The organism is Variovorax sp. KBW07, from assembly GCF_003852515.1.
Classification (GTDB): domain Bacteria; phylum Pseudomonadota; class Gammaproteobacteria; order Burkholderiales; family Burkholderiaceae_C; genus Variovorax.
The window spans coordinates 95,104-107,996 of sequence record NZ_QAJK01000100.1; the positions used below are offsets into that span (position 1 = coordinate 95,104).

The window sequence follows — 12,893 nt, forward strand, 5'->3', positions numbered from 1 at the left end:
TCATCATGTTGAATCTCCGCCAAATTCTAGTGAGCGCTCGCGCCCGCACTGCGCTCATGGTCTGCCTTGCCGTGGGGGCAGCCGGTTTGGCTGCCTGCGGCCAAAAGGGCGCTCTCTATCTGCCGGACGATCCGGCTGCCGCGCAACGGGCCACACTACCCCAGCTTCTGACGCCCGGCGGATTGAAGGCGACGCCTTCGACAGAGGCGGCACCGGCCCCAGCCAGCAGCGCCCCAGCCGCGAGCTCGGGCTCCGACAGCAGCAACAGCAACAACAGCAGCGGAGCGCGCAAGCCATGACGAGCAGCACCGCGTCTCCCGCACCCCACCCCGGCCACCCGCACATTACGGACCGCGACGGCGCGCTTCACGTCGAAGGCCTCGCGCTCGACGCATTGGCCCGTGAGCACGGCACCCCTCTTTTCGTCTATTCGAAGCAATGGATGCTGGACGCGCTGGCCGCATACCAGCGCGGCTTCGAGGGCCGCGAAACACTCATCTGCTATGCGATGAAGGCCAACTCCTCGCTCGGCGTGCTGCGCGTGTTCGCCGAGGCGGGCTGCGGCTTCGACATCGTGTCGGGCGGCGAACTGGCGCGCGTGCTGGCCGTCGGCGCCGATCCGGCGAAGATCATTTTCTCGGGCGTCGGCAAGACCCGCGCGGAAATGCGCCAGGCCCTCGCAGCCAATATCGCCTGCTTCAACGTCGAGAGCGAAGCCGAGCTCGACGTGCTCAACGAAGTGGCACTGGCCGAAGGCCGCCGCGCGCCCGTCAGCATCCGCATCAATCCGAACGTCGATCCGAAGACGCACCCATACATTTCCACCGGCCTGAAGGGCAACAAGTTCGGCATCGCGCATGACCGCGCGGTCGGGGCCTACCTGCATGCCGCCAAGCTGCCGGGCCTCGAAGTGGTCGGCATCGACTGCCACATCGGTTCGCAGATCACCGAAGCCTCCCCATACCTGGACGCCTGCGACCGGGTGCTCGACCTGGTCGAGGCCATCGAAGCGGCCGGCGTGCCGATTCACCATCTCGACTTCGGTGGCGGCCTGGGCATCGACTACAACGGCGAAGTGCCACCCAAGGCCGATGACCTCTGGCAGCAGTTGCTCGCGAAGCTCGACGCGCGTGGTTTCGGCCAGCGCAAGCTGGTCATCGAGCCGGGCCGCTCGCTGGTGGGCAACGCCGGCGTGTGCGTGACCGAAGTGCTCTATACCAAGCCCGGCGAGGACAAGAATTTCTGCATCGTCGATGCGGCCATGAACGACCTGCCGCGTCCCGCCATGTACCAGGCCTTCCACAAGATCGTGCCGCTGCGCACCCGCGCCGGCGACGCACCGACCTACGACGTGGTCGGCCCGGTCTGCGAAAGCGGCGACTGGATCGGCCGCGACCGTGCGCTCAACGTGGTGGCCGGCGACCTGCTGGCCGTGCTGTCGGCGGGCGCGTACTGCATGAGCATGGCCAGCAACTACAACACGCGGGCCCGCGCCGCCGAAGTGTTGGTGAGTGGCGCCAGCGCAAAGCTGATCCGCCGTCGCGAGACGATGGAAGACCAGTTGCGCAACGAACAGGTCGATGGTTGACCTGACCTGACCTGATCGATCGCGATCGATCAGGTGCGCAGCGGCTTCTCGCTGCTGCGTGCCACCGCCGCCCGGGGCTTGCTTGCCTTGCGCTTGCTCGCGAAGTTCCAAACGCGCCATCCAAGCAGCACCGCGATGATCGCGGCGTAGACGAACACCTCGGCGAAGTTGTTCTTGCCCGCGCGCATCCAGAAAAAGTGCAGCAGGCCCAGGCCCGCGATCACGTAGACCAGCTTGTGCAGCATCTGCCAGCGCTTCGCGCCCATCGCCTTGATCGCGCGGTTGAACGACGTGGCGGCCAGCGGCGTCAGCAGCACGAAGGCCGAGAAGCCGACCAGGATGAACGGCCGCTTGGCGATGTCCTTGGCAATATCGCCCCACTCGAAACCCATGTCGAACCAGCTGTAGCACAGCAGGTGCAGCACCACATAGAAGTACGCGAACAGGCCCAGCATGCGGCGGTAGCGTGCCAGCGCATTCCATTTGGCCGTCACGCGAAGCGGCGTCACCGCCAGCACGATGCAGATGAAGCGCAGCGTCCAGTCGCCCGTGGCGCGAATCAGGAACTCGGCCGGATTGGCTCCCAGCCCGTCGGTGAACGCGCCGTAGCCCAGCCGCGCGAACGGCAGCAGGCACAGCAGGAAGATGACCGGCTTGGTCGCCGGATGCATGAGCAGCTTGTTCATGGGACGATGGCCCTCAGGCGGCGTGGCAGGCTCAGTAGTTCTTCTTCAGGTCCATGCCCGCATAGAGCTGGCCGACCTGGGCTTCGTAGCCGTTGAACATCTCGGTCTTGCGACGCTTGGCGAACAGGCCGCCGCCGTCGCCGATGCGGCGCTCGGTGGCCTGGCTCCAGCGCGGATGGTCGACATTCGGGTTCACGTTCGAATAGAAGCCGTACTCCTGCGCCGCCGCCTTGTTCCAGGCCGTGCTCGGCTCCTTCTCGACAAAGCGGATCTTGACGAGCGACTTGGCCGACTTGAAACCGTACTTCCATGGCACCACGAGGCGCACCGGCGCGCCGTTCTGGTTGGGCAGCACCTCGCCGTACATGCCGAAGGCCAGCAGCGTCAGCGGGTGCATGGCTTCGTCCATGCGCAGGCCTTCGGTGTAGGGCCAGTCGAGCACGCGCGAGCCGACGAAAGGCATGGTCTTGGGATCGGCCAGCGTCACGAACTCGATGAACTTGGCGTTGCCCTGCGGCTCGACTTTCTTGATCAACTCAGCCAGCGAATAGCCGACCCACGGGATGACCATCGACCAGCCTTCGACGCAGCGCAGGCGGTAAATGCGTTCTTCCTGCGCACTGAGCTTGAGCAGGTCTTCGATGCCGTACTTGCCCGGCTTCTTGACCAGGCCTTCGACCTCCACGGTCCATGGCCGCGTCTTCAGCGTGCCGGCATTCTTGACCGGGTCGCCCTTGTCGGTGCCGAACTCGTAGAAGTTGTTGTAGCTCGATGCGTCCTTGTAGTCGGTGAGCTTTTCCATCGACATCGCACCCGGCACCGCCGACTTGCCGCCCGGCAGCAATGCCAGCTTGTGGGGGCCGGCGGCCTGGGCGAATGCTTCGCGCCCGGCAAAGCCGGCCAGTGCCGCGCCAGCCATGCCACCGGCCATCAGCTTGAGCATGTCGCGCCGGCCTTCGTAGGCGGCGCGCGGCGTGATTTCGCTCGACAGCGGATGCGTAAAACCGCTGGTGTCGCGGCGGGGCGAACGGGAATGGAACGACATGACAGGCCTTTCGCGTGAATCGTTGTGCTCAGGGTAGTTCGTGACTTGCCCTGGTTTGGTTACGCGCCATTGCGGCGCGTGGTTTCAATTCTTCGCAAAAGGCCAGATGCCGCCGGGGCCTGCGCCTACAAGGTGCCGTAGCTGTGCAGGCCGCTCAGGAACATGTTGACGCCGAGGAAGGCAAAGGTCGTCACCGCCAGGCCGCCGAGCGCCCACCAGGCCGCTACAGTGCCGCGCAGGCCCTTCACGAGCCGCATGTGCAGCCAGGCCGCGTAGTTGAGCCAGACGATCAGCGCCCAGGTTTCCTTCGGGTCCCAGCTCCAGTAGCCGCCCCAGGCATCGGCGGCCCACAGGGCGCCGAGCACGGTCGCGATGGTGAAGAAGGCAAAGCCGACCGTGATCGACTTGTACATCACGTCGTCGAGCACTTCGTTGGCCGGCAGGCGCGCCGCGATGCGCTTGCGCCCGAGCAGGATGCCGGCCGCGATCAGCGCCGAGATTCCCGCGTACACCACCCAGTAGCTGCCACCCGCTTCCTGCACGCGCTGGCGAAAGGCCACCGGCACGAAGCACAGCGCCACGCCCAGCAGCCAGATCGGCGTGAGCTTGTACCAGCGCGTTTCGCTGGCCTGCTCCTTGATGAGGTAGGCAAAGGCCACCATCGCCGCGAGCGCGAAGGTCCCATAGCCGATGAAGTTGGCCGGTACGTGCAGCTTCATCCACCAGCTCTGCAACGCAGGCACCAGCGGCTGGATTTCATGCGCCTCGCGCACGATCGTGTACCAGAGCAAAAAGCCGACCGCCGCGCTGACCACCAGCATCACGAAGGCACCGAGTGCACGGGTGTTGTATCGCTCTTCGAAGTACAGGTAGAACGCAGCCGTGAGCCAGCAAAACAGCACGAACACTTCGTACAGGTTGCTCACCGGGATGTGGCCGATGTCCGGGCCCAGCTGGTGGCTTTCGTACCAGCGCACCATGGTGCCGATCAGCGCCATCGTGACGGCAGCCCAGGCCAGGCGCGAGCCGATCATGTCGAAGGTGTCCGACTGCTTGCCGCCGAAGAAGCCGAGCCAGTAGAACAGCGTGCTCATGAAGAACAGCACGCTCATCCAGAGAATGGCCGACTGGCTCGACAGGAAGTACTTGAGCCAGAACACGGTGTCGGCACGCGCCAGGTCGCCCTGGTACGAGGTGATGGCCAGCAGCGACGCCGCCGCCACCACGATGGCCAGCACCCGCAACGGACGCCAGAACCAGCCGATGGAAATCATCGAGATCACCGCCGCGGCCAGGATCGGCTTCTCGTAGTAGTCCATCGACCCTGCGTAGCGCGTGAAGGCGAACAGGCCACCCGCCAGTACCAGCGCCGCGAACACCCAGTCGAAGAGGTTGCGGCGCGAGAGCCAGCTTTCATTGAGCGTGAGGGTCGTGGTGTTCATTTTGTCGCCGGTTCTTCTTTGTTCAGTGCGAGCAGCTTGTGCTTGAGATGCTCGAATTCGCGATCGCTGTCGATGGTCTTGCGGTTGACCGAGAAGGCCATCGTGGCGGCCGTTGTGTTGTTTGCGCTGTTTGTGTTGCCTGCGGAACCGGCGCCCTGGGGCGTCAGCCACACCCACAGCCTGCGCTCGCGGACGTACAGCATGGCAAAAATCCCGACGATCAGCAACAGGCAGCCCAGATAGACGACGCTCTTGCCAGGGGCACGCGCCACCTGGAACACGCTGGCCTGCACCTGGGTGAAGTCGGTCATCATCATCGCGACCGGGGCCGGGTAGAAATGCGCGTCGCTGATGGCCAGCACCGCCTGCGTCAGGTAGGCCTGCGATTTGTCGTCGCTCGGCACCGCAGGCAGGCCGGCACCCTCGCGGCTCAGATTGAGCACCTCGAACAGCACGTCGTTGAGGATGCGCACGAGCACCGCGCCGGCGCGCTCGCGCTCGGCCTCGGGCACGTTGACTTCCATGAACTCGGCAATCGCCTGCCAGCCGCCCAGCGTGGCGGCGTCGGCCTTGGCACGCTCGCTGCCCGCAAACAGCGCCAGCGCGCGGGTGGCCGACACGCGCAGCTGCTCGGCCATTTCAGGGCGCTTGGGATCGGTCGCCTTGGCGATGTAGCGCTCGATGGCGCGCGCGCGGGTGTCGGCGTCGCCGAGCGCGGCGCGCATGCGCACGAAACCGTCCATGGAGCCCTGCTCGTCGGCCGGCACGCGCAGGTAGCGGAAAGGCTCTTCGGGCTTCTCGCGCATGCCCAGCAGGAACACCGGCTGGCCGTCGCCGGTGTCGACCGGCACCATGTAGTTCTGGTATTCCCGCGCCTGGCCCGCGGCGTCGCGCAGCTTGTAGCCGATGCTCGGGCCGATGTTGCGCAGCACCTTGGGCTTGTTGGTCTTGTTGGCCGCGCCCAGGCGCGACTCGAGGCTGTGCCGCAGGTCGACCTTGCGCACGTCGGCGCCGCTGCCCATGGCGCCGCCGTCGGCGAAATTCTCGACGTTGATCACGCGCAGCGCCGCATATTCGAGCGTGAGTTTTTCCTTGCCGTTGGTGATCTCGGTGCTCGGCCCGCCGATGATGCCTTCGACCTCGAAGGGCTTGGCCGCGGCCGCCATCGGCACCGCCTTGAGCTTCACCTTGGAGCCGCCGTCGTCGAAGCTCGACTGGTAGATCTCCACGCCCTTGTAGCTCGCCGGATGGTTGACCTCGATGCGCGCCGGCACCTGCTCGCCGGTCTCGCGGTCGTGCAGCACGACCTCGCTCGCGAACAGCTTGGGCATGCCGGTCGAGTAGTAATCGACGATGAACTTCTTCAGCTCAATGGAGAACGGCAACTCCTGCAGCAGCACGCCATCGGACTGGTTAAGGATGGCCACGCTGCCCTGCCCGCCTTCGGGCACGAGGATGTTGCCGCGAAAGGTCGGGTTGCTGGCCGACAGCCGGTGCTCGGGCGCCACGTCGGCGATCATGCCGCCGCCCGTGAACACGCTCTTGCCGTTGAACCAGGTCTGCGCGCGCACCACGAGGTCGCCATCGAGCAGTCCGCCGATGCACACCAGCACGATCGCGCTGTGGGCCGCGATGTAGCCCAGCTTGTGGGCGCCGCCGGCACGCGCGGCGACCATCCAGCCGCCTGCCGACTTGCCGTCACCGGTGGCTTCGCGCTGCTGCAGCTTGACCTTCCAGCCACCGCTCACCAGCAGTTGGCCGATGCGGTTGGCCGCGGCGTCGGGCGCCTCGCCGAGCTGCGCTTCGGCGCGCTGGCCGAAGGCCTTCAGGCTCTGCGCGCGGATGTCTTCCTTGAAGGTCTTGAGATCGATCAGGATGCGCGGCGTGTTGCGCGCAATGCACAGCGTGGTGCTGATCACCAGGAACAGCAAGATCAGCAGGAACCACCAGGCGCTGTAGATCGAGTCGAGCCGGGCGGCCCGGAACAGCTCGGCCCAGAACGGGCCGAACTGGTTGATGTAGTTGTTGATCGGCTCGTGCTGCTTGATCACCGTGCCGATGATCGAGGCGATGCAGATGACGGTGAGCAGCGCGATCGCGAAGCGCATCGACGAGAACAGCTCCACCCCGGCGCGAAGCACCTGCGGGCCGCGATGAACGCGAAGGCCATGAGTGGAGACGGACATCGGGCGGAAATTAGAAAGAAAAGAGAAGAAAAAAACAAAAGGGCGGGCCATCCATCCTGCTGGATCGGCCCGCCCTTTGTTTGGGGTTGTTATCGGCGGTTAGTTCACGCTCGAAGGCGCGCCGGCATCAGCGCAGGCCGGCGATGTAGTCGGCCACGGCCTTGATTTCGCGGTCGTTGAGCTTGGCGGCGACACCGTTCATGGGCGCGCTGTTCAGGCGGACGTTGTCGCGAAAGGCCACCAGCTGCGCCACGGTGTACTCGGCGTTCTGGCCGCCCAGGCGCGGGTACTGGGCGGGCATGCCGGCGCCGTTGGGGCTGTGGCAGCCGGCGCAGGCCGGGATCTGGCGGTCACCGATGCCGCCGCGGTAGATCTTCTCGCCCAGCGCGATGGTGTCCTTGTCTTTCGAGAAGCCCGGCTTGACCTTCTTCGAGCCCACGAACCAGGCGATGTTGCGCATGTCTTCTTCGGACAGCGCCGCGGCCAGCGGCTTCATGATGGCGCTCTTGCGCTTGCCGGACTTGAAGTCCTGGAGCTGCTTGAGGATGTATTCGGGATGCTGTTGCGCCAGCTTCGGGTTGGCCGCGATGGCCGAATTGCCATCCGCGTTGTGGCACGAAGCGCAGCTCTGGCTGTTCGCCGGCGTTGCGTTGAACACCGTGTCGCCCTTGGCGGGGTCGGGCTTGGCCGGCTTCGCGGGCGCTGCGACGGCGGGGGCCGCTGCATGCTCATCGGCTGCAAAACTCGCGCTGGCTGCGACGCCCATGAGGGCTGCAAGCAGAATATTGGCAAACAACTTCATATCGGGGGCTTCGAATTTATGGCGCAAAACCTCACGATTCTACAATGTGGGTCTAGTTTCGAAAGTCCGTAGATGCCCACCCCGCCGCGCAAGTCCGCCGCCTACCCTCCCCGCGCGGCTCAGCCTGCGGACCCCCAAGTTGCCGAACGCGAGCGTGTTGCGCTCGGCTGGCTGCACACCGCCCACTTCCTGACCAGCGCGCCCCAGCTGGAGCACCTGCCCCCAGTCGACCTGCCCGAAATCGCTTTCGTCGGCCGCTCGAACGCGGGCAAGTCGACCGCCATCAACACCCTGACGCAGCAGACGCGCCTGGCTTTCGCCTCCAAGACACCGGGCCGCACGCAGCACATCAACCTGTTCGGCATCGGCAAGCAGAAGGTCGACGACGCGGTGCTGGCCGACCTGCCCGGCTACGGCTATGCGGCCGTGCCCAAGGAAGCCAAGCTGCGCTGGCAACGCGTGATGGGCAACTACCTGATGACGCGCGAGAGCCTGCGCGGCGTGGTGCTGATGTGCGACCCGCGGCAAGGCCTGACCGAGCTCGACGAGATCCTGCTCGACGTGATCCGCCCACGGGTGGAGCAAGGGCTCAAGTTCCTCGTGCTGCTGACCAAGTCCGACAAGCTCACGCGCAGCGAAGCCGCCAAGGTGCTGTCGATTACGCGACTGAACGCCGGCGGCGGCGAGGTCAAACTGTTCTCGGCCCTGAAAAAGCAGGGCGTGGGCGAAGCGGCCGAGCTGCTGTGGCGCTGGGTGCATCCAGATGGAGCAGCCGCACCGGCGACGCAGCCGACGCCAGCACAGGAGCCGCCCGAGGAGGCCTGAACCCCAAACAGGCTGCATCGGCCGTCCAGCGTGCATGGTTCACTATCAAAAGAATAGCGACAGTCAACCCAAGGAGACAAGAAGCATGATCGAGACCTTCCAACGCAGCCTGCCCAACGGCACCACCCTGAGTTGCCGCGCCGCCGGCAAGCCGGGCCAGCCGCTGATGGTGTTCCTGCACGGCTTTCCCGAAGCCGCGTTCATCTGGGACGAACTGCTCGCGTACTTCTCGGACCCCGCCCATGGGGGCTACCGCTGCGTGGCCCCCAACCTGCGCGGCTTCGAGAAATCGAGCGCGCCCACCGAAGTGGCCGCCTACAAGGCGCAACTGCTGATCCAGGACATCCAGCAGCTCGTCGCCACCGAAAGCGCCGACGGCCGCATGGCCGCACTGGTCGCCCACGACTGGGGCGGCGCCTTTGGCTGGGGCTATGCCAACGCCTTTCCCGAGCAGGTCGGCAAGCTGGTCATCATCAATTCGCCGCACCCGGGCACCTTCACGCGCGAACTGCGCGAGAACCCGGCGCAGCAGCAGGCCAGCGCGTACATGAACTTCCTGGCGCGCCCCGATTCCGAAGCGCTGCTGGCCGCCGACGACTTCAAGCGCATGTGGCCCTTCTTCACGCTGATGAAGGCCGGCCCCGATGGCTTCGGCTGGCTCACCGAAGAAGTGAAGCAGAAGTACCGCGAAGTCTGGGGCGCGGGCCTCACGGGGGCCTGCAACCTGTACCGCGTGACGCCCATGAAGCCGCCGCTGCCGGGCCAGACCATCGACGGCATTCCGGTGCTGCCGCGCGAACGGCTCACGGTGAACGTGCCGACCTTCGTGTTCTGGGCGCTCGACGACGCGGCGCTGTTGCCAGGCCTGCTCGAAGGGCTCGAAGACTACGTGCCCAAGCTCGAAGTCAAGAAAGTGCCCAACGCGACCCACTGGATCGTGCATGAGCAGCCGCAGTTGGTGGCCCGGGAGATCGAGGCCTTCCTGCAGCGCGCTCAGTAGATCGGGGGGTCGCCTTCGGGGCGCGTCTTGAACCGACGGTGCACCCAGTAGTACTGGGAAGGCATCGTGTCGATGTAGCCCTGCAGCCGCTCGTTCATGAGCGCCGTGTCGGCCTCGACATCGTCGGTGGGAAAGTTCTGCCAGGTCGGCAGCACCTGGATTTCGTAGCCGCCCGGCGTGAGCTTCGACACGATCGGCACCACCTTGGCCTTGCCCAGCCGCGCGAAACGCGAGAGCGAGGGCACGGTGGCCGCCTGCACACCGTAGAACGGCACGAAGATGGTCTGGTCGCGGCCGAAATCCATGTCGGGCAGCAGGTACAGCAGCCCGCCCTTGCGCAGGCCCGACAGCACCGGCTTGATGCCATCGACCCGGTTCAGCGCGGCCACGTCGCCGAAGCGCGTGCGGCCCTCGCGAATCCAGGCATCGACCATCGGGTCGCGCTGGGTCGTGTAGATGGTGGCCGACGGCCGGGCCGTGTGCATGGTCAGCGCGGTGGCGGCAGCGTCCAGGCCGTAGAAATGCGGCGCGAACAGGATCATGGGCGCGTCGCCATCGGCGATTTCGCGGATCTCCGGTGCCGCGCCGACCACCTTGAGGCGGCTCGCCACCACTTTCTCGGGCGCGTGCCAGAGCCAGCTTCGGTCCAGCCACGACTGGGCCACGAAGACGAAAGTCTCGCGCGCGATGGCACGGCGCTCGGCCTCCGATTTCTCCGGGAAGCAGACGGCAAGGTTGGTGTCGACCACGCGCCGGCGGGGCACGGCCACGGTATGCAGGATGCGGCCGAGCAACGCGCCGAAACCGCGCACGAACGGCAGCGGCAGCGGCGCAATCGCCCGCATGAAGCCGATGCCGAGTTGGGAACCGAGGCTCATGGCGCCTCCCCGGTGGAGGCGGTGGTGGCAGCGGCCACGCGCTCGGCGCGCGGCTCCTTGTAGCGGGCGTAGTCCCACACGTACTGCCCGGGCAGGCTGTGGATCAGCCGCCCGATGGCGTCGTTCATGGCGGCGGCGGCATCCTCGATGGATGCCGCCGGATCGGTCAGCGCCGTACCGACGATGGGCTCGAAGCGGATCACGTAGCCGGCGCCGCGCGGCAGCCGTTCGCACACGCTGAGGAAGCAGGCGGCACCGGTTTGTTGCGCCAGGCGCGGAAGCAGGGTCATGGTGTAGGCCGGCCGCCCCAGGAAAGGCGCCCAGACGCCCTGCCCCAACGGCGGCACCTGGTCGGGAAGAATGCCGGTGTAGCCGCCACCACGCAGGGTGCGGATCAGGCCGCGCACGCCGCTGTTGTTGGTCGGCAGTGTCTGCAGGCCGGGCCTGTCGCGCGAACCCGCGGCGATCAGGTTGGCCATCCATTTCTTGCGCGCCGGGCGAAACAGCGCGGTGATGGGCCCGTAGGCCGCCAGGAAGCGTTCGCCGATGGCCTGGCCGCACATTTCCCAACTTCCCAGGTGGGGGGCCACCAGGATCACGCCCTTCTTGGCCTGCATGGCGGCTTCGAAGGCTTCGACGCCTTCCCAGCGCACCACGCGCGGCAGCACGGTTTCGCCGTGCGGGCGCAGCCAGAGCCAGGGCAGTTCGGAAGCCATCTTGCCGGCGGCGGCGATGGCGGGACGGTATTGGTCGGGCGCGAAGCCCGCGCGCTCGGCGTGGGCCTTGAAGCGGCGGCGGTAGTCCGGCGCGCACCACCAGACCAGCCAGCCCAGCATGGCGCCGAGGCGATGCATCAACGGCATCGGCACGCGGGCAAGCAGGCGGAACAGGGTGATCATGGAAAAACGGGAGGGGAGTCGAAAAACGGACGCGCGCGCATGGTATTGCGCGGCTCGAATAGAATGCAAATTGTCGCCGAGTTACGGAACAACTTGCAGGGCGACAAACACAAGCGCAAAGCGATTGTGCCCCGTCGATTCTTTCGACACTCTGCTAAAGCGTTCGCCAGGGCTCCGCAGAGTTGGCAACGCGCCAATCAACTTCAAGGAGCTTTGAACAAATGGCGAACGATTTCCTCTTCACTTCCGAATCCGTTTCCGAAGGCCACCCCGACAAGGTCGCCGACCAGATCTCGGATGCCATCCTGGACGCTATCTTCGAGCAGGACCCCCGCAGCCGCGTGGCCGCCGAAACGCTGACCAACACCGGCCTCGTGGTGCTCGCCGGCGAAATCACGACCAACGCGCACGTCGACTACATCCAGGTCGCGCGCGACACCATCAAGCGCATCGGCTACGACAACACCGAGTACGGCATCGACTACAAGGGTTGCGCCGTGATGGTCTGCTACGACAAGCAGTCCAACGACATCGCCCAGGGCGTGGACCACGCATCGGACGACCACCTGAACACCGGCGCCGGTGACCAGGGCCTGATGTTCGGCTACGCCTGCGACGAAACGCCCGAGCTGATGCCCGCGCCCATCTACTACGCGCACCGCCTCGTGGAGCGCCAGGCACAGCTGCGCAAGGACGGCCGCCTGCCCTTCCTGCGTCCCGACGCAAAGAGCCAGGTCACGATGCGCTACGTGGACGGCAAGCCGCACAGTATCGACACCGTCGTGCTGTCAACGCAGCACCATCCCGACCAGAGCGAGACGCAGACCAAGATGAAGGCTTCGTTCAACGAAGCGATCATCGAGGAAATCATCAAACCGGTGCTGCCGAAGGAATGGCTGAAGGACACGCGCTTCCTGATCAACCCGACCGGCCGTTTCGTCATCGGCGGCCCGCAGGGCGACTGCGGCCTGACGGGTCGCAAGATCATCGTCGACACCTACGGCGGCGCGTGCCCGCACGGCGGCGGCGCGTTCTCGGGCAAGGACCCGTCGAAGGTCGACCGCTCGGCTGCCTACGCAGCGCGCTACGTGGCCAAGAACATCGTGGCTGCCGGCATTGCACGCCAGTGCCAGATCCAGGTGGCGTACGCGATCGGCGTGGCTGAACCGATGAACATCACGGTGTACACGGAAGGCACGGGCGTGATCCCCGACGAGAAGATCGCGGAACTTGTGCGCGAGCATTTCGACCTGCGTCCGAAGGGCATCATCCAGATGCTCGACCTGCTGCGCCCGATCTACCAGAAGACGGCGGCGTACGGCCACTTCGGCCGCGAAGAGCCGGAGTTCACCTGGGAAGCAACGACGCAAGCGGCGGCACTGCGCGCTGCTGCTGGTCTGCGCTGAACGGCCCCGGTCGCCTTTGCTGTAGGCGACCCTGTTACCAAGAGCCCCTGCGCTTTCGCGTTGGGGCTTTTTTCATGGCGTTGTGGTTTGGGGCGGGTGCATTCGGGGGCGGGGGCATTCTTGGTTTGTGCGACTG

The 12,893-nt window shown here is 65.9% G+C and carries 12 protein-coding genes; 5 read left to right on the forward strand and 7 right to left on the reverse strand.

Translation table 11 applies throughout. From position 1 onward, the window contains the following. Positions 1–56 precede the first annotated feature (56 nt). Positions 57–299, forward strand: a complete 243-nt coding sequence (locus tag DBV14_RS20435) for a lipoprotein (RefSeq protein WP_311732852.1) — start codon at positions 57–59, stop codon at positions 297–299. Continuing rightward, positions 296–1,588, forward strand: a complete 1,293-nt coding sequence (lysA, locus tag DBV14_RS20440; RefSeq protein ID WP_124461473.1) for a diaminopimelate decarboxylase — start codon at positions 296–298, stop codon at positions 1,586–1,588. Before DBV14_RS20435 ends, lysA begins: the two co-directional genes overlap by 4 nt. A 29-nt stretch (positions 1,589–1,617) precedes the next feature. Here the strand turns inward: lysA and DBV14_RS20445 are convergent, their stop codons facing one another. The 5 genes from DBV14_RS20445 to DBV14_RS20465 form a co-directional block, all read right to left on the reverse strand. After that, the gene (locus tag DBV14_RS20445; RefSeq protein ID WP_124461476.1) at positions 1,618–2,274 is read right to left on the reverse strand and encodes a sulfite oxidase heme-binding subunit YedZ; all 657 of its coding nucleotides are present in this window, start codon (positions 2,272–2,274) and stop codon (positions 1,618–1,620) included. 31 nt (positions 2,275–2,305) lie between these two features. Beyond that, positions 2,306–3,319, reverse strand: coding sequence for a protein-methionine-sulfoxide reductase catalytic subunit MsrP (msrP, locus tag DBV14_RS20450; protein WP_124461478.1), 1,014 nt, complete (start codon positions 3,317–3,319; stop codon positions 2,306–2,308). 125 nt (positions 3,320–3,444) lie between these two features. Then, the gene (ccsB, locus tag DBV14_RS20455) at positions 3,445–4,761 is read right to left on the reverse strand and encodes a c-type cytochrome biogenesis protein CcsB (RefSeq protein WP_124461480.1); all 1,317 of its coding nucleotides are present in this window, start codon (positions 4,759–4,761) and stop codon (positions 3,445–3,447) included. Continuing rightward, positions 4,758–6,947 carry a cytochrome c biogenesis protein ResB gene (locus DBV14_RS20460; RefSeq protein WP_124461482.1) on the reverse strand — a complete coding sequence of 730 codons (2,190 nt, stop codon included), beginning with the start codon at positions 6,945–6,947 and terminating at the stop codon, positions 4,758–4,760. Before DBV14_RS20460 ends, ccsB begins: the two co-directional genes overlap by 4 nt. 127 nt (positions 6,948–7,074) lie before the next feature. Next, the gene (locus DBV14_RS20465; RefSeq protein WP_124461484.1) at positions 7,075–7,749 is read right to left on the reverse strand and encodes a cytochrome c; all 675 of its coding nucleotides are present in this window, start codon (positions 7,747–7,749) and stop codon (positions 7,075–7,077) included. Between the two features lie 72 nt (positions 7,750–7,821). Between DBV14_RS20465 and yihA the strand changes: the two genes are divergently transcribed. Then, on the forward strand, positions 7,822–8,574 hold the full coding sequence (gene yihA / locus DBV14_RS20470) for a ribosome biogenesis GTP-binding protein YihA/YsxC (RefSeq protein WP_124461486.1): 753 nt from the start codon (positions 7,822–7,824) through the stop codon (positions 8,572–8,574). An 85-nt stretch (positions 8,575–8,659) separates the two neighbouring features. Next, entirely contained in the window at positions 8,660–9,574 is a 915-nt protein-coding gene (locus tag DBV14_RS20475; protein ID WP_124461488.1) for an alpha/beta fold hydrolase, read from the forward strand. On the opposite strand, the gene DBV14_RS20480 is transcribed toward DBV14_RS20475, so the two are convergent. After that, a complete protein-coding gene (locus tag DBV14_RS20480; RefSeq protein WP_124461490.1) occupies positions 9,568–10,452 on the reverse strand; it encodes a lipid A biosynthesis acyltransferase in 885 nt (294 codons plus the stop codon). The two genes, DBV14_RS20475 and DBV14_RS20480, sit on opposite strands and share 7 nt — an antisense overlap. Further along, positions 10,449–11,351, reverse strand: coding sequence for a lysophospholipid acyltransferase family protein (locus DBV14_RS20485; protein ID WP_124461492.1), 903 nt, complete (start codon positions 11,349–11,351; stop codon positions 10,449–10,451). The genes DBV14_RS20480 and DBV14_RS20485 overlap by 4 nt, the downstream gene beginning before the upstream one ends. A gap of 221 nt (positions 11,352–11,572) precedes the next feature. Here DBV14_RS20485 and metK point away from each other — a divergent pair, with 221 nt between their 5' ends. Then, a complete protein-coding gene (metK, locus tag DBV14_RS20490) occupies positions 11,573–12,757 on the forward strand; it encodes a methionine adenosyltransferase (RefSeq protein WP_124461494.1) in 1,185 nt (394 codons plus the stop codon). Positions 12,758–12,893 lie beyond the last annotated feature (136 nt).

What these genes read in the sequence shown, in the direction of transcription:
- DBV14_RS20435 (WP_311732852.1), top strand. Translation starts at nt 57, where the DNA reads ATGGTCTGCCTTGCCGTGGGGGCAGCCGGTTTGGCTGCCTGCGGCCAA.
- lysA (WP_124461473.1), top strand. Translation starts at nt 296, where the DNA reads ATGACGAGCAGCACCGCGTCTCCCGCACCCCACCCCGGCCACCCGCAC.
- DBV14_RS20445 (WP_124461476.1), bottom strand. Translation starts at nt 2,274, where the DNA reads ATGAACAAGCTGCTCATGCATCCGGCGACCAAGCCGGTCATCTTCCTG.
- msrP (WP_124461478.1), bottom strand. Translation starts at nt 3,319, where the DNA reads ATGTCGTTCCATTCCCGTTCGCCCCGCCGCGACACCAGCGGTTTTACG.
- ccsB (WP_124461480.1), bottom strand. Translation starts at nt 4,761, where the DNA reads ATGAACACCACGACCCTCACGCTCAATGAAAGCTGGCTCTCGCGCCGC.
- DBV14_RS20460 (WP_124461482.1), bottom strand. Translation starts at nt 6,947, where the DNA reads ATGTCCGTCTCCACTCATGGCCTTCGCGTTCATCGCGGCCCGCAGGTG.
- DBV14_RS20465 (WP_124461484.1), bottom strand. Translation starts at nt 7,749, where the DNA reads ATGAAGTTGTTTGCCAATATTCTGCTTGCAGCCCTCATGGGCGTCGCA.
- yihA (WP_124461486.1), top strand. Translation starts at nt 7,822, where the DNA reads ATGCCCACCCCGCCGCGCAAGTCCGCCGCCTACCCTCCCCGCGCGGCT.
- DBV14_RS20475 (WP_124461488.1), top strand. Translation starts at nt 8,660, where the DNA reads ATGATCGAGACCTTCCAACGCAGCCTGCCCAACGGCACCACCCTGAGT.
- DBV14_RS20480 (WP_124461490.1), bottom strand. Translation starts at nt 10,452, where the DNA reads ATGAGCCTCGGTTCCCAACTCGGCATCGGCTTCATGCGGGCGATTGCG.
- DBV14_RS20485 (WP_124461492.1), bottom strand. Translation starts at nt 11,351, where the DNA reads ATGATCACCCTGTTCCGCCTGCTTGCCCGCGTGCCGATGCCGTTGATG.
- metK (WP_124461494.1), top strand. Translation starts at nt 11,573, where the DNA reads ATGGCGAACGATTTCCTCTTCACTTCCGAATCCGTTTCCGAAGGCCAC.